Here is a 14,822-nt window from a genome sequence, read left to right as displayed (position 1 = left end):
GTATTGATTTCTTACATTTCTGGCACCATGGAGCGACCTGCACGGATGAGTTGCAGCCATAGAGGGGTTCCCGTTCCATGCCGCTATTCAAAAACATGACATTGGCGCAGAAGCTGGTCGCGCTGGTGGCTTTCTTCCTGGCCGTCCTCCTGCTCGTCGGGGCCACGGGCCTGGCCCAGCTGCGCGCGGTGAGCGCCGCCCAGCGCGAGATGTACACCGACACCGTCGTCCCGTTGCGCAAGGTGGTGGACGGGGGACGGCAGGCGGCGGTGCATTTCCGGCGCATGTACCCGTTCATCCTCAAGACCGACGCGAAATCCCGCGAGGAAACGCTGTCGCTCAACCAGCAGTCGGAGCAGTCCGTGCTCGACGCCATCGGCCTGCTGCGCCAGGAAGGAGCCAGCGCGGAGCTGCGCGCCACGGGCCAGAAGCTGGCGGACACCTGGGCCCGCTACAAGGCGTCGGTGGCCAAGCTGCAGGCGGCTGCGCAGGCCGGCGATGCGGAAGCGGCCATGGGCGAGCTCAACGCCTCCACCGACCGGCTGCACGTCGAAGTCCGCAACCTGCTGCTGGAAGCCGGCAAGCTGCAGGAGCAGCTCGCCCGGGACGAGACCGAGCGCGTGGCCGCCTCCGTGGACCGCACCTTCCGCATCGTGTCCGCGTTCATCGCGGCGGGCGCGGTGCTCGGGGGGCTGCTGGGCTGGCGGATCATCCGCTCCGTCCTGCGCCAGCTGGGCGGCGATCCAGCCCAGGCGACCGCGATCGCCCGCCAGATCGCCGATGGTGACCTGCGCGAGAGCTTCGCGGCGGGCGCGGGCGACACTTCCAGCCTGGTCCACCATCTCTCGGCCATGCGCCTGCAGCTGGCCCAGGTGATCGGGCAGGTCCGCCAGTCCGCGGACGCGGTTTCCCAGGCCTCCGTGGAAATATCCTCCGGCACGAACGACCTCTCGGCCCGCACCGAGCAGCAGGCCGCCGCCCTGGAGCAGACGGCCGCATCGATGGAGCACCTGGGCTCCACCTCGCGCCAGAACGCCGACAGCGCCCGCCAGGCCAACGAACTCGCCGTGAACGCGAGCACCGTGGCCGTGCGGGGCGGGGAGGTCGTGGCCGAAGTCGTGCAGACCATGCGCGGCATCAACGATTCCAGCCGCAAGATCGCGGACATCATCGGCGTGATCGATTCCATCGCCTTCCAGACCAACATCCTGGCGCTCAACGCGGCGGTGGAAGCGGCCCGTGCCGGCGAACAGGGCCGCGGCTTCGCCGTCGTGGCCGGAGAGGTGCGGCTGCTGGCCCAGCGCAGCGCCCAGGCCGCGCGGGAAATCAAGGACCTGATCGGTGCCAGCGTGGAGCGCGTGGGCCAGGGTTCGCAACTCGTGGACCGGGCAGGCACCACCATGGCCGAAGTGGTGTCCGCCATCCAGCGCGTCACCGGCCTGGTCAGCGAGATCAGCGCCGCCAGTGGCGCCCAGAGCGACGGCGTGGCCCAGGTCAGCGAAGCCATCACCGTCATGGACCAGGGCACCCAGCAGAACGCCGCGCTGGTGGAGCAGAGCGCCGCCGCCGCCCAGTCCATGCAGCAGCAGGCCGCCCACCTCGTCCGCGCCGTGGACGCATTCCGCATCTGACCCGGCCAGAGAGCACCGCCCGGCGCTCCCGGGCCTGCGGAACCTGAAACGGATTGATGCCGCGTCTTGCGCAGGGCGCATCCCGAGGCAAGCTCGGGACGCTGCCTTTGGATAGGCGATGGGCCACCCATACGATGGCCGCGGAGCAGGCCACGCCAGCAGACGCCGCAGAACCGGCTCCGCCGGGCTGCCAGCGTCGTCCCCCCGGGGGGAAGGCGCCGCAGGCGACTCAGGGGGGTTATTTCCTTGCCGTCACCAGGAAGCCCTGCACGGGCTCGTTGCCCTCGTAGCGCAGCACGAGGTCCTCGATCTCCACCGTCGTGAAGCCTGCCGCCCGGCACGCGGCCTCGGCGTGGCTGCGCTTGTGGGCGTAGCGGCCGTTGGCCTGGAGCACCAGGTCCGGGCCGTCCTCGGGAGCGGCTTCGCACGAGAAGAGGAAATTGCCGTTCGGCACGATCAGGCGGAAGGCGTCGGGCACGGTGTCCGACAGGTCGCCCGTATAGATGAAGACATCCAGCGCCGTCACCACGTCGTAGATGGACGAGGGCGTGTCGCGCAGCGCGTCCAGCAGGTTGACGGTGTGGAAGCGGTCGTACACGTTGTGCCGGGCGGCCTGCTCGATCATCTTGATGGAGATGTCCACGCCGATGAGGAAGCCGTCGAGGCGGCCCAGGCACACGCCCAGCAGTCCCGTGCCGCAGCCCAGGTCCAGCACGTTGAGGCGCTTGTCGGGGTAGCGTTCGAGGATCTTCGCGGCCGCGATCTTCGGCAGCTTGTACTTCAGTCCGGCGACCATGTGCTGGTCGTAGAGGCCCGCGAGCTCGTCGAACAGCGCGCGGTGCAGTTCCGGCGGCTGGTGCTGCGGCGTCACGCCGTGGGCGATGGCGGTGTAGTAGGCCACCACGGAGTCGCCGGGCGCGAGCTCCATCAGCGCCGTGGTGTCGGCCACTGCCTGCGCCGGCGTGCCGGCCGCAATGCAGGTCTTCACCCGGCCCAGGCGGGCCTCGGTGTCCTGCGGGTTCTCGTCGATGAGTGCGCCCCAGACCTGCAGCGCTTCGGCATGCTGGCCCTGGTCGCTCAGGTCGCGGGCGAGCAGGCGGCGCAGCTGCACGTCGCCGGGCACCATCTCCAGGCCGCGGCGCAGGTGGCGCACGGCCATGTCCAGGTCGCCCGCGCGGTGGGCGATGTCCACCACGCCGGCGAGCACCACCAGGTTGCGCGGCTCGCGCGCAGCCAGCTTCTCGGCCAGCTCCACGGCTTCGCGCAGCTGGTTCTGGCGCGCGTGCAGCAGTGCCAGTTCCAGCTGGCCCGGACCCCAGTCGGGCGCCAGCGTCACGGCACGGCGCAGTCCGTCGAAGGCCTTCGGGATATTGCCCGCCTTCTCGGCCATGAGGCCCGCCAGCATGAACACGCGCGGGTCGTTGGGCTGGGTGCGCTGGGCCTTGTTCAGCGTGAGCGCGGCCTGCTGCAGGTCGCCGCGGGCGATCTGCTCGCGCGCCGTGTCGAGGTGTTGGCGGTTCGGGTCGGTGGGGGTGGCAGTGGCGCTCATGTCTCGTGCTGAAAATAGAGAGCCGGGCGCTCGGCCCGGCTGCAGGGAATCACGGGATTATCCCGGATTCGCCTTCCACGGCGCGTCCCCCGGGTTTCAGCGGCCCGTGGACAGTTCCTCTCCGGCTGCGCGCACCAGTTCGCCGCCATCGCCGGAAAGCTCCCAGAACATCATGCCGCGCAGGCCCGTGGCCCGCACGATGCGCGCCTTCTCGCGCACGACCTGCTCGTCGTCGAAGGTCCAGAACGTGCTGCCGTCGAACAGCCAGGCCGCGCGGGACCACGCGTCCCGGTGGCGCGTGAAGCCGGGCCTGGCGCGCACGGACTTGAAATCGTCCACGCCGGCCTCGTAGGTGCCCTGCGCGGGGCCCGCGGCTGGCTGGTAGAGGCCGTTGCCGGCCGGGCTCACGCCGCTCCAGCCCTGCGAATACAGCGGTGCACCGACCACGAGCTTGCTGCGCGGCACCCCGGCCTGCAGGTACCGGCCGGCGGCTTCCAACACCGAGAGATCCCGTGCCCGGTCGGGGTCGCGCGGGCTCGGGGCGAGCGCGGCCTGGTGGTTCGTGCGGCGCTCCGAGGAAACATGGAGGTCGTAGGCCATCAGGTTGATGAAATCCACCGTCTTCGCCACCGCCGCGAGCTCGATCTTCGCGCTGTTCTGCGGGCCTGCGGGTGCCGCGATGGTCAGGCGCAGCGCCGGGTCGATCGCATCGAGCTGCCGGCGGAATTCCTGCAGGAGCAGCGTGAAGTTCGCCGTATCTTCCGGCCGCACGATGTTGCCGGCGGCTGCTTCCGCGGCGACGTGCTCCCAGTCGATGTCGATGCCGTCGAACACGCCCGCTGCCGGGCCGTTCCCTTCGGTTTCCCCGCCGGTGCGGCCGCGGATGAAGAGATCGACGCACGACTTCACGAATGCGCTGCGCGATGCGGGCGTGAGCGCCGCGTCGGAGAACCATTTCGAGCCGTTCCAGCCACCCAGCGAGACCAGCACCTTCAATCCGGGCTGCAGGCGCTTGAGCGCGCGCAATTGCTGGAAGTTGCCGCGCAGCGGCTGGCTGTCGTCCACCGCCGTGCCGTTCACGCTCTCCTCGGCCGTCCAGGGCCGTTCCACGTCGGCCCAGGCATCGCCGAGCCGGCAGCCCACCGGGCCGCTGCCGTCCGCACTGGCAGGCGCGACGGTGCCGAACGCATAGTTCAGCGTGGTGATGCGGGGCAGGGCACCCTGGGAGGCCAGGCTCTTCGCGGTATAGCCGCGGGCATAGATGCCCCAGGAGGTGAAGTAGCCCACCACTTCGCGTGCGGGTGTCGCGGCGCTGGTCGGTGCGTGGGCGGACGCGGCCGTGTCGCTCCAGGCAGGGGCGGCCAGGATGGCCAGGCAGGCGATGCCCAGGATGCGGGTCCAGGGTGTCCTCATGTGCGGTGCTCCTCGGTGTGCAGGGCTCCGCACTCTCGGCGCTGGGAAGCGGCACGTCAATGCAGCGCCATGCATGCAATGCTGAGGGTGCCGTTTTGGGATGCCACAGGGTCCGGCACGGTGGCGTGCCGCGCCGCGTGGCATGTGCAGCCCGGCCCGCGTCGTGGCTGCAGGCTTCGTCAGGAAGCCGGCGTGTTCAGCTCTTCGGTGGTGCAGGGCCGGTAGCCGCCTCCTTCAGTGCGCCGGATGCAGAAACCGCCGCCAAAGATCCGGCGCGGGGACTTGTAGAAAACGATGTGCCCACCGGCATCGACTTCGAACTGGTAGTTGCTGTAGGTGCCCGTTTCCCCGGACCCGTCGCACACGTAAGTTCCGGAAGGGCTGATGAGGCTCCTGCCGGCGAACTGGTAGCTGCCGGTGTAGGTGCAGCCCTGGGTGCCGTCCCCGCCGTTTTGGACCATCTGGAACTGCCCGTCGCGGGCCTGGAACTTGAGTTGCAGGGACGGTGCGCCTCCCAATGTAGAGCCTTCGGCGTAGCGAATGCGGTAGGTCTGGTTGAACCGCGCCGTGAGATCCTCGTACTGGAGCCGCACGATGCGCCGGGGCGTGTCGCCGGGCAGGGTGACGGTGCCGGTGGTGGTCGAGTCGAAGGTGATGCGCATCGCGCCCAGGTCGGCGGCCTGCTCGCCGCTGCGGGTTCCGCCGCCCAGCGCGGGCCCGTTGCGGTACTCGTGCAGGTTGCCGGTGAAGGCCGTGTCGCCCTCGGCCCGGACGCCCCCGGCCTGCAGGAAGAGGGAGGATCCGTCGGGACGGTAGCCCACGTAGGTCACCACCATGGCCCGCCCCTGCTGCGTGTCTATCTGCAGGCTGCGCCCGGGCTGGCCGTTTACCTCGCCTTCGAAGCCCCAGATGCCGGGTTCCGGCTGCGGCTGCGGCTGGTTCCATGACGTGGCGCAAAGCCCGGGCCAGTCCATGAAGCGGGCGCCTCCCATGCAATAGCCGAAGAGGTCGGTGGATGCGCCGTCACGCCACAGGGTCCCCCGGAATATGCCATCGGCCTGCATCATGAAATGCTCTGCGCGGTAGGCGCCTGTCTCCTGAGCCCCGTCGCTCGAGGTGCACCGGTAGGTCCCTTCAGAAGAAATGCCTGAGCCCGCGGGCTGGACGTTTCCGGTGTAGATGCAGGAGTCCGCTCGCTCCGCGCTGGTGTTGATCTTCATGGAGAACTGGCCGTCCTGCAGTTTCACGTCGATCCAATGCGGCGTTCTCCGTTTTTGCGTCACTGCCGCGAACGTGTCGGCGGCGATGGAGTCGCGCGTGAGCCGCACGCCAGGGTCTTCGTACTGGTAGCGCGAAATACGCCGCGGCACGTCGCCCGGCAGTGTGACCGTGCCGGTGGTGGGCGTGTCGAAGACGATCTTCACGGGGCCCGCGGTGGCTGCGGTCTCGCCCTGGCCGGCGCCGCCGCCGATCACCGGGCCGTTGCGGAATTCGCTCAGCGTGCCGTCGAAGGTGGAAGAGGTGCTGGGCCGGGTGCCTGCGGCCTGCAGGAAGAACGACGAGCCGTCGGCGCGGTACCCCAGGTAGGAAACGGCCATGGTGCGGCCGGCCTGGGTGTCGATGTGCAGGCTGCGGCCCGGGCGGCCATCCAGCTCGCCGTCGAAGTTCCACATGCCAGGCTCGGGTTCGGCCGTCTGGGCCCAGGCGGGCGCGGAGCAGGCGGCGATGACACCACCCAGCAGCAGGGCGGATGCGGACGGGCGGCGGGATGGCGATGGCGTGTGGTGCATGGAACTCCCTCGGGGCAAGTGACGTGTCGGATGAACCGTGCACTTGAACACAGAGTGCCCGCCTTGCCTACCCCTCCGTCGCGGGGTTCGTGTTACCGCGCGCGGACGGTCGCGTTACCGCTCCAGTCAGGCGAACACGCCCGCCGTGTCCTGCATGCGCGCCGACACCTCGCCCAGGTGGTGCAGCGTGTCGCCCCAGGTCATCTCCAGCTGCGTAAGCTTCTTGAAGTAGTGGCTGCCGATGTATTCGTCGGTCACGCCGATGCCCCCGTGCAACTGCACGGACTGCTGGCCCACGAAGCGCATCGACTGCCCGAGCTGCACCTTGGCGCGCGACAGGGCGCGGCGCCGCTCCTCGGCGGGGGCGCCCAGCTTCAGGCTGGCGTAATAGCTCATCGAGCGTGCGAGTTCCAGCTGCATCTTCATGTCGGCCACGCGGTGGCGCAGCGCCTGGAAGCTGGCGATCGGCACGCCGAACTGCTTGCGCTGGTTCATGTAGTCCACGGTGAGCGCCACAGTCTGGTCCATCACGCCCACGGCCTCGGCGCAGGCCGCGGCGATGCCGATGTCCACCGCGAGCTCCAGCGCCGCGAGCCCGTCCTCCGCGACCAGCGTGGCCGGTGCGTTGGCGAACTGGACCTCCGCTGCGCGGCTGCCGTCCTGCGTTACGTAGCCGCGCGTGGCCACGCCCCGCGCGCCGCGCTCGACAAGGAACAGGGCCATGCGGCCCTGGTGCTGCGCCGGCACCAGGAACGCATCCGCCTGGTCGCCCGCGGGCACGAGGCTCTTGGTGCCCGTTACCGTGGCGCCGTCGCCCGAGCCGGTGGCCTGGGCCTCGCACACGTCCAGCCGGTAGCGTGCCTTGCGCTCCTGGTGGGCGAGCACCACCAGCGCCTCGCCGCTCGCGATGCGCGGCAGCCACGCGGCCTGCACGGCTTCCGGCGCGCACTGCGCCAGCACCCCGCTGGCCACGAAGGTCTGCGCCAGCGGCTCCAGCACGATGCCGCGGCCCAGTTCCTCCATGGCCACCATCGCATCCACCGCGCCCTGGCCCAGCCCGTCGTGGGCCTCCGGCACGGTCAGCGCCGTCAGGCCCAGCTCCGCCAGTTCGCCATAGGCCGCCCGATCGAACCCGCCCGCCGCCACGATGCCGCGGCGCCGCTCGAACGCATAACCCTTGTCCACCCAGCGCCGCACCGCATCGCGCAAGGATTGCTGGTCATCGGAAAAATCAAAATCCATGGTCGTCTCCAAAAGCCGATTCAGTGCGGGGCGCTGATGCCACCCCTTCAAAGATCAGCGAAGCTCATACTGGAACCCCCTCGCGGAGGGGGCACGGGGGAGCAGTCCTGTCGCGCACCGCGCGGACCGTGCAGGGCGTCAGCCCAGCACGGTCTGCGCGACGATGTTTCGCTGGACCTCGTTGCTCCCGCCATAAATGGTGGTCTTGCGCAGGTTGAAGTAGGTGGACGCCAGCGGCGCATTCGCCACCGTGCCGCCCGGGAATCCGCCCAGCGCTCCCATCGCCGCATCGCCCTGCCAGCCGGCCTCCATGGCCTCCTCGATGAAGGGCAGGGAGTACGGGCCGGCGGCCAGCATCATCAGTTCGGCATAGCGCTGCTGGATCTCGCTGCCCTTGATCTTCAGCAGGCCGGCGATGTCCAGCGAGTTCTTGCCCGACTTCTCGGCCGACAGCACGCGCAGCACCAGCATCTCCAGCGCCACGATGTCCACCTCCAGCAGCGCCATCTGGTCGCGGAAGCGCAGGTCATCCCACAGTCCTTCGGTCCTGGCGATGCGCTTCAGTCGCTCCAGTTCGCGCTTGCTGCGGTTCACGTCGGCGATGTTGGTGCGTTCGTGGCTGAGCAGGTGCTTGGCGTAGGTCCAGCCCTTGTTCTCCTCGCCGATCAGGTTCTCGGCCGGCACTTCGACGTTGTCGAAGAACACCTCGTTGACCTCGCATTCGCCGTCCAGCAGCTTGATCGGCCGCACCGTGACGCCGGGCGACTTCATGTCCAGCAGCAGGAAGCTGATGCCGGTCTGCGGCTTGCCTTCCGTGCTGGTGCGCACGAGGTTGAACATCCAGTCGCCGTACTGGCCCAGCGTGGTCCAGGTCTTCTGGCCGTTGACGATGTACTTGTCGCCGCGGCGCTCGGCGCGGGTCTTGAGGCTGGCCAGGTCCGAGCCCGAGCCCGGTTCGCTGTAGCCCTGGCTCCACCACACCTCGCCGCTTGCGATGCCGGGCAGGAAGCGCTGCTGCTGCTCGGGCGAGCCGAAGGCCATGATGACCGGCGCCACCATCACCGGGCCGAACGGCACGATGCGCGGTGCACCGGCGAGCGCGCACTCTTCCTCGAACAGGTGCTTCTGCACGGCCGTCCAGCCGGGACCGCCGAACTGCTTCGGCCAGCCGAAGCCCAGCCAGCCCTTCTTGCCGAGGATCTTCGCCCAGCCCTGCAGGTCGTCGCGCGTCAGGCGCAGCGCGTTGTGCACCTTGTGCGCGGTCTCTGCCGGCAGGTGTTCGCGGACCCATGCGCGAATCTCTTCGCGGAAGGCCTGTTCTTCGGGGGTGAATGCAAGGTCCATGCGTTGTCTCCGTGTGGACGCCGGCGTGGCCGGCGCGATACCGCAATTTGTAGCACGGTCGTGCTTTTTATGGCTGTCCGGGGAGCGACACCCCGAGCTGGTCGCACAGTGCCGCCAGCGATCCGCGCAGCGCCGACACCTCGGCCTCGAGGGCTGCGACACGCTCGGCCAGCGCCGGATCGGACGTCCGGGTGGACGATGCAGGGGCCGCGGCCTGCGCCGCCTGCGCGGCCATGTCGGCGTCGCTCAAGGGGCCGCAGAGCAGGTGCGTCCAGCGCGATTCGCGGGCGCCCGGCGCGCGCGGCAGCAGGGCCACCAGCGGGCCGCCTTTTTCCTCGTTGCGCGACTGCAGTTCGTCCAGGAACGCTTCGACCGATGAGATGTCGGCAAAGCGGTGCCAGCGCTCGGCATTGATGCGCAGTTCGCCCGCCGTCTGCGGGCCGCGCAGCATCAGCAGGCCGAGCAGGGCCGCGGACTGGTCTGGAACGCCCGCTGCGCGCGTGAAGTTGTGCTCCCAGCGGGTGGCGCGCTGGCCGCCGATCTCCACCACCATCGCGCGGCGGCGCAGGCTGTCCAGTGCCTCCTGCACTTCGGCGTCGGAAAGCGTGGTCACCGGGTCGCGGCTCGATTTCTGGTTGCAGCCGGTCACCACGGCGTTCAAGGTCAATGGATAGCTGTCGGGCACCGTGCGGGCCTTTTCCATCAGGGTGCCGAGCACGCGGGCTTCGGCGGCGGTCAGGGGCTGGAGGCGGGGATCGAAGGACATTGGAAAGAAAGCGATTGGCGCCGCGGCAGGCAAGGAGGAGGAACGGACGCGGCGATAATCCGCGCCCCATGAAGAACATCGTGATTTTGATCTCGGGCGGGGGCTCCAACATGGCAGCCATCGTGCGGACGGCCCGGATGCAGGACTGGGCAGGCCGCCACGGCGTGCGGGTGGCCGCCGTGCTGAGCAACAAGGCCGATGCGCCCGGCCTCGCCTGGGCGCGGGAGCAGGGCATCGCCACGGACGCCGTGGACCACCGGGCCCATGCCTCGCGCGAGGCCTTCGATGCAGCACTCGCGCAGCGGATCGACGCGCACGATCCCGCGGTGGTGGTGCTGGCCGGCTTCATGCGCATCCTCACGCCCGGCTTCGTGGCGCACTATGCAGGGCGGCTGGTCAACATCCACCCTTCACTGCTGCCGGCCTTTCCTGGCCTGCATACCCACCAGCGCGCCATCGACGCGGGCTGCAAGGTGGCCGGCGCGTCCGTGCACCTCGTTACCCCCGAACTGGACGCAGGGCCCATCCTGGCCCAGGGCGTCGTGCCGGTGCTGCCGGGCGACACGGCCGAGCGCTTGGCGGGGCGCGTGCTGGCGCAGGAGCATGCGATCTACGCGCCGGCCGTGCTGGAGTTGCTGCTGGGCCGCCCATAGAAGCGGCGCAGGCTTCAGAGCGTCGAGACGATCTTCCCGGGGCTGCTGCCTTCCAGCAGGTCCGTGGCGAGCTGGGCCTGGTAGGAGTCTGCCGGGTGAACCACCACGGCCCAGTGCCCAGCCCGCAGGGCGGAACGTACCTGGCTGATGAGCCGCACGCGGTCCGGGCGCAGCGATGCCAGGCCGCCGGACAGCAGCATGCCGAAGACAGTGGTGAAGCCCACGATCGCCATGAAGGCCGGCAGCGGGTTGCCAGCGACTGCCGGCTGGCCGGATCGCAGCAGCCATTCATACAACAGCAGCCCCGCCACCGCGCCGGCCAGGCCCGCGGGGAGATGGGAACGCAGCAGCGCGCGGAAAATGCCGGACTGTTCGGGTTCCGGCTTGCGACCGACCAGATCGCGTCGCGATGCCCGCGCATCCTGCGGCCCCAGCAGCCGGACCTGGCCTGGCCGCATGTCCGGCAGCCGCAGCAGCCGGCCGACCAGGGCCTCGGCGGGCGGCTTGTCGCCGAAGATCCCGGCCACCTTGGCCAGAGATCTCTCGCCGAACATGCCTTGCAGAAGATGGTCCATGGTGAAGTTCCTCGTATCCAGGCGCCGTGCGGCGCACCATGGCCAACCTTATGCAGGCGGCGGAAAGGGGGCTGTAGGACGGGTGCGGCGGCCCTCGACAGGACAGCGCCGCTGCCGCACGCAGGCAACTTTCCGGCGGCAACGCAGGGGGCCGGCCTCCGCAGCTCGTCCAGTGACGGGCTTCGCAGCACTGCGGAGGGACGGCGATCGCATGCGCTCTGCGGGCGTCAGGCGACGGCGCTCACGGCGCTGGAGCGGCCTTTGCCGGCCCAGTCCGCTGCGGCAGCTTCGTACTGCTGCCGCGCCATGTCCGCCAGCCGTGCAACGTCCAGCCGCCGGCCGTCCCCGGTCGCTGCATTCGACGCCGTGCCGGAGCTGCCGCTGGCGTCCGCGGTGGAAGAGGCTGCGGCATATTGGCTGGCGAGCTGCGCGATGAAGCTCTGCGCCTCGCTGTTGCTCATCGTCTTGTCACCATCGGTATCGATCGCAGTGAACAGCGCAGTGACCGCATCCTTGCCGCTGGCCGCGCCTGCTGCGCGTTCCGCCGCGGAGACCGTGCCGTCCTCGTTGGTGTCCAGCGGGTCGTAGGTGGTACTGTCCGAAGTGGCCGAGGTGGACCGAGCGCCTGCCGGGCCACCAGGTCCGCCCGGCCCTCCGGCGCCCCCGGGTGGCGGCGGCATGCCGCCCGCAACCCGCGAACCATCCCGGTCCGACGACGGCCGGCCGGCATCGAATTCCGCCTCGGTCAGCTGGCCATCGCCGTCGCTATCGAGCTTCTTGAACAGCTCGGCGCTTTCCGCGTCCGTGGCGGAGGTGCTGCTGTCCGACGCACCGGACATTTTCGCCACCAGCGACTGCAGTTCGGCCTGGCTGACGCTGCCGTCGCCGTCCGCATCCACCTTGCCGAACAGGTTGTCGCCCGCCTGGCCCTGGCCCGCACCCGCGCCGCGCGCCTGGGCGAAGTCCATGGTGGAGCGCTGCGGCATCAGGCTCTCCAGGGTCTTGCCCAGTTCCTGTGCATTCAGGTTGCCGTCGCCATCGCTGTCATAGCGTGACACGAGGTCGCTGGCGTCCGCTGCCGTCCCCCCGGCTCCGCCTTTCTTCGCCACCTTGTCGAGCAATCCCTGCAATTCCGTGCCGCTCACGCTGCCATTGCCGTCGCTGTCGAGCTTCGACAGCATGTCCTCGGGCGACGGTCCCCGGCGCTGCTGGGCCCGCTGCATGGCTGCCGCGGAGGACCACGCGCTGCCGCCGACACTGCTGATGGTCGTCATCGTCGTTCCTTCCTTTCTTCCTGGGTGGATGGGAGACTCCGGCAGCCTGCACACCTCCCTGGGGCGGTCGCGATGGCTGCGGTGCCGGGCTTCACAGGCCTGCCCAGGATTCTTCGCGGCGCCGGTAACGGCGTTTTGTCCCGTTTGTACCGGCATTGGTACACGGGGCCGGCGCAAGACCCGAACAGCGGGGTAAAACCCGGCCTGTTCATGGCCTGCGGGCGGACGCGCCCTGCCTACACTCGGCGGACAACCGGCAGCCTCCCCATCCAGCTTCCCGCACTCGCGCCATGCAACACATCCTCGTGGTCGATGACGACGACGACATCACCGCGCTGCTGACCCAGTATCTCGGCCGCTTCGGCTATACCGCCCATGCCGCGTGCGACGCCGCGGTGATGCGCGCCCGCATGGCCGCGCAGCCCATGGATCTCGTGGTGCTGGACCTGATGCTGCCCGGAACGGATGGAATGGCCCTGGCGCGCGAATTGCGCGCCCGGTCCGGCGTGCCCATCATCATGCTCACGGCCCGCGCCGATGCCTATGACCGCGTACTGGGGCTGGAACTGGGGGCCGACGATTACATGACCAAGCCGTTCGAGCCCCGCGAGCTTGTGGCGCGCATCCATAGCGTGCTGCGTCGCACGGCGCCCGCCTTCCGTGAGCCCGGTGGAATGCAGGCCGTGGCCGAGGTGGTGCGCTTCGACGGATGGTCGCTGCACAGTGTGGAGCGCCACCTGGTGTCGCCTGCGGGCGTGACCGTGCCGCTGTCCAATGCCGAATACCGCCTGCTCTGCACTTTCCTGCGCATGCCGCGGCGCGTGTGCAGCCGCGACCAGTTGATGGAGCATGCCCGGGGACGTGCCATGGAATCGTTCGAGCGCAGCATCGACCTGCTGGTCTCCCGGCTGAGGAGCAAGCTGTCCGACGATCCGCGCGCGCCGGCGCTGATCAAGACCGTGCGCGGCTCCGGCTACCTGTTCGACATCCAGACCGTGCAGGGCCTGGCCGCCCGGGCCTGACATGGCCACGGCAGGGCCGGACGCGCCCGTGACACAGGTTCCGCCGTCCCCGCGGCCCGCCGGCTGGCGCGCAGCCGCCGCCCGCTGCCTGCCCGACACCCTGTTTGGCCGGCTGGCGATGCTGCTTTTCGTGGCGGTGCTCGCCAGCCATGTGCTGGCGTTGACGCTGATGTTCGAATTTCGGCCCGGACCGGGCCCCGGCCCCCACCACCGGCCGCCTGCAGCCGATGGGCCGGACGGGGCGCGGCAGGGGCCTCCCGGAACCACGGTCGTTGGGCAGGGCGGCGTGGAGCTGCCGCTTCCGCACCCTGCCCGGCATCCTCCGGGCTGGTGGCATCCGGGCCTGCTGCTGGACATCGGCGTCCGCCTGGCTGCCCTGATGCTCGCGGCCTGGTGGGGGGCTCGCTGGCTGGCGCGTCCGCTGCACCGGCTCGCCACGGCGGCGCGGCAGCTCGGGACGGACGTCCATCGCCCGCCGCTGCCCGAGGATGGCACTGCCGAATGCCGGGAGGCCAGCCGGGTGTTCAACCTGATGCAGGCGCGCATCCGCCGCCAGCTGGATGAGCGTGACCGTTTCGTCGCGGCCGTATCGCACGACCTCCGTACACCCCTGACGCGCCTGCGCCTGCGGGCCGAGTCGCTCGGGCAGGACTCCGAGCGCACCGCTTTCGCACGCGACATCGCCGAGATGGACGCCATGATCGCCGCCACGCTCGACCACCTGCGGGGCGTGGCGAGTGCGGAGCCGCTGGCGCTGCTGGACGTACAGGCCCTCATCGAGAGCCTGGTGGACGACGAGCAGGCCTGCGGCCACGAGGTGCGCTGCTCCGGCATTGCCCGCCCGCTGCCCGCCCGCGCTGGCGCGCTCCGGCGCTGCCTGGACAACCTCGTGGGCAACGCGGTGCGTTATGGCGGCAGCGCAGAGATCGCCCTGGAAGATGCGCCCGATGCATTGCGCATCCATGTGCGGGACCATGGGCCCGGCCTGCCGCAGGACGAGCTGGGCAAGGTGGTCCAGCCCTTCTACCGCGTCGAGACCTCGCGCAACCGCCATTCCGGGGGAGCCGGCCTGGGCCTGTCGATCGCCAGCGACATCGTGCAGCGCCACGGGGGCAGCCTGCTGCTGTCCAATGCCGCCGGCGGAGGCCTGCGGGCGACCGTGGTCCTGCCGCGCCCGGACGAACCTGTCGTCCCCGGGGGCAAGTCGGTCTGACGCACTGCTGCAGGCCGTGCCCGCGCGGGTCAGCCCGCCAAGGCCTCCGCGTCCCCGATGCGCTCGAACCGGGGCCGGGGCTGTCCGGCGATCTGCACCGTCTCCGCGAACATGGCCGCGGGCCGCACCCACAGCCCCCGGTCGCCGTAGAGCGCCCGGTACACCGTCATCGGCTCCAGCGTCTCGCTGTGCCGCGCGGTGCCGATCACCTCGTAGAGCATGCCTTTGTAATGCCGGTAGAGACCGGGAGGAGTGGGCTGCATCGGAGGCAGTTCGCCGTCGGGGTGGGAGGGGCTGTGCATCGCCGGATTGTGCGCCGGGCCCCGCAGCCGCCCGGGCACCCCCGCGGA

The 14,822-nt window shown here is 69.9% G+C and carries 13 protein-coding genes; 4 read left to right on the top strand and 9 right to left on the bottom strand.

Going from position 1 to position 14,822, the window contains the following annotated elements:
* Positions 1–95 precede the first annotated feature (95 nt).
* Entirely contained in the window at positions 96–1,631 is a 1,536-nt protein-coding gene (locus tag ACAV_RS16420) for a methyl-accepting chemotaxis protein (RefSeq protein ID WP_280512890.1), read from the top strand.
* A 238-nt stretch (positions 1,632–1,869) separates the two neighbouring features.
* Here the strand turns inward: ACAV_RS16420 and ACAV_RS16415 are convergent, their stop codons facing one another.
* From ACAV_RS16415 to ACAV_RS16390, 6 genes are all read right to left on the bottom strand, one after another.
* Positions 1,870–3,180, bottom strand: a complete 1,311-nt coding sequence (locus ACAV_RS16415) for a tetratricopeptide repeat protein (protein ID WP_013595699.1) — start codon at positions 3,178–3,180, stop codon at positions 1,870–1,872.
* A gap of 96 nt (positions 3,181–3,276) precedes the next feature.
* The gene (locus ACAV_RS16410) at positions 3,277–4,593 is read right to left on the bottom strand and encodes a glycoside hydrolase family 18 protein (protein WP_013595698.1); all 1,317 of its coding nucleotides are present in this window, start codon (positions 4,591–4,593) and stop codon (positions 3,277–3,279) included.
* A gap of 179 nt (positions 4,594–4,772) precedes the next feature.
* Complete coding sequence (locus tag ACAV_RS16405; RefSeq protein ID WP_013595697.1) at positions 4,773–6,383, bottom strand: hypothetical protein; 1,611 nt, start codon at positions 6,381–6,383, stop codon at positions 4,773–4,775.
* 126 nt (positions 6,384–6,509) lie between these two features.
* On the bottom strand, positions 6,510–7,625 hold the full coding sequence (locus ACAV_RS16400; protein ID WP_013595696.1) for an acyl-CoA dehydrogenase family protein: 1,116 nt from the start codon (positions 7,623–7,625) through the stop codon (positions 6,510–6,512).
* 138 nt (positions 7,626–7,763) lie between these two features.
* On the bottom strand, positions 7,764–8,969 hold the full coding sequence (locus ACAV_RS16395) for an acyl-CoA dehydrogenase family protein (protein ID WP_013595695.1): 1,206 nt from the start codon (positions 8,967–8,969) through the stop codon (positions 7,764–7,766).
* Between the two features lie 67 nt (positions 8,970–9,036).
* Positions 9,037–9,735 (bottom strand): YceH family protein, encoded by a 699-nt coding sequence (locus tag ACAV_RS16390; protein WP_013595694.1) that lies wholly within the window; start codon positions 9,733–9,735, stop codon positions 9,037–9,039.
* Between the two features lie 68 nt (positions 9,736–9,803).
* Between ACAV_RS16390 and purN the strand changes: the two genes are divergently transcribed.
* Positions 9,804–10,388, top strand: a complete 585-nt coding sequence (gene purN, locus ACAV_RS16385; protein ID WP_013595693.1) for a phosphoribosylglycinamide formyltransferase — start codon at positions 9,804–9,806, stop codon at positions 10,386–10,388.
* Positions 10,389–10,402: 14 nt separating this feature from the next.
* On the opposite strand, the gene ACAV_RS16380 is transcribed toward purN, so the two are convergent.
* Positions 10,403–10,963: a hypothetical protein gene (locus ACAV_RS16380; protein WP_013595692.1), complete on the bottom strand. Its 561-nt coding sequence runs from the start codon at positions 10,961–10,963 to the stop codon at positions 10,403–10,405.
* Between the two features lie 227 nt (positions 10,964–11,190).
* A complete protein-coding gene (gene xopAW / locus ACAV_RS16375) occupies positions 11,191–12,237 on the bottom strand; it encodes an EF-hand domain-containing protein (protein WP_013595691.1) in 1,047 nt (348 codons plus the stop codon).
* A 290-nt stretch (positions 12,238–12,527) separates the two neighbouring features.
* On the opposite strand from xopAW, the gene ACAV_RS16370 reads away from it, so the two are divergent.
* Both ACAV_RS16370 and ACAV_RS16365 read left to right on the top strand, forming a co-directional pair.
* A complete protein-coding gene (locus tag ACAV_RS16370) occupies positions 12,528–13,259 on the top strand; it encodes a response regulator (RefSeq protein WP_013595690.1) in 732 nt (243 codons plus the stop codon).
* A gap of 28 nt (positions 13,260–13,287) precedes the next feature.
* The gene (locus tag ACAV_RS16365) at positions 13,288–14,472 is read left to right on the top strand and encodes an ATP-binding protein (protein ID WP_225981417.1); all 1,185 of its coding nucleotides are present in this window, start codon (positions 13,288–13,290) and stop codon (positions 14,470–14,472) included.
* 29 nt (positions 14,473–14,501) lie between these two features.
* Here the strand turns inward: ACAV_RS16365 and ACAV_RS16360 are convergent, their stop codons facing one another.
* A complete protein-coding gene (locus ACAV_RS16360) occupies positions 14,502–14,774 on the bottom strand; it encodes a DUF1653 domain-containing protein (RefSeq protein ID WP_013595688.1) in 273 nt (90 codons plus the stop codon).
* Positions 14,775–14,822 lie beyond the last annotated feature (48 nt).

The organism is Paracidovorax avenae ATCC 19860, assembly GCF_000176855.2.
Taxonomy (GTDB): Bacteria; Pseudomonadota; Gammaproteobacteria; order Burkholderiales; family Burkholderiaceae_C; genus Paracidovorax; species Paracidovorax avenae.
This window is presented reverse-complemented; position numbering and strand designations above follow the sequence as displayed.

What these genes read in the sequence shown, in the direction of transcription:
- ACAV_RS16390 (WP_013595694.1), bottom strand. Translation starts at nt 9,735, where the DNA reads ATGTCCTTCGATCCCCGCCTCCAGCCCCTGACCGCCGCCGAAGCCCGC.
- ACAV_RS16395 (WP_013595695.1), bottom strand. Translation starts at nt 8,969, where the DNA reads ATGGACCTTGCATTCACCCCCGAAGAACAGGCCTTCCGCGAAGAGATT.
- ACAV_RS16410 (WP_013595698.1), bottom strand. Translation starts at nt 4,593, where the DNA reads ATGAGGACACCCTGGACCCGCATCCTGGGCATCGCCTGCCTGGCCATC.
- ACAV_RS16360 (WP_013595688.1), bottom strand. Translation starts at nt 14,774, where the DNA reads ATGCACAGCCCCTCCCACCCCGACGGCGAACTGCCTCCGATGCAGCCC.
- ACAV_RS16405 (WP_013595697.1), bottom strand. Translation starts at nt 6,383, where the DNA reads ATGCACCACACGCCATCGCCATCCCGCCGCCCGTCCGCATCCGCCCTG.
- ACAV_RS16370 (WP_013595690.1), top strand. Translation starts at nt 12,528, where the DNA reads ATGCAACACATCCTCGTGGTCGATGACGACGACGACATCACCGCGCTG.
- ACAV_RS16415 (WP_013595699.1), bottom strand. Translation starts at nt 3,180, where the DNA reads ATGAGCGCCACTGCCACCCCCACCGACCCGAACCGCCAACACCTCGAC.
- purN (WP_013595693.1), top strand. Translation starts at nt 9,804, where the DNA reads ATGAAGAACATCGTGATTTTGATCTCGGGCGGGGGCTCCAACATGGCA.
- ACAV_RS16380 (WP_013595692.1), bottom strand. Translation starts at nt 10,963, where the DNA reads ATGGACCATCTTCTGCAAGGCATGTTCGGCGAGAGATCTCTGGCCAAG.
- ACAV_RS16400 (WP_013595696.1), bottom strand. Translation starts at nt 7,625, where the DNA reads ATGGATTTTGATTTTTCCGATGACCAGCAATCCTTGCGCGATGCGGTG.
- xopAW (WP_013595691.1), bottom strand. Translation starts at nt 12,237, where the DNA reads ATGACGACCATCAGCAGTGTCGGCGGCAGCGCGTGGTCCTCCGCGGCA.
- ACAV_RS16420 (WP_280512890.1), top strand. Translation starts at nt 96, where the DNA reads ATGACATTGGCGCAGAAGCTGGTCGCGCTGGTGGCTTTCTTCCTGGCC.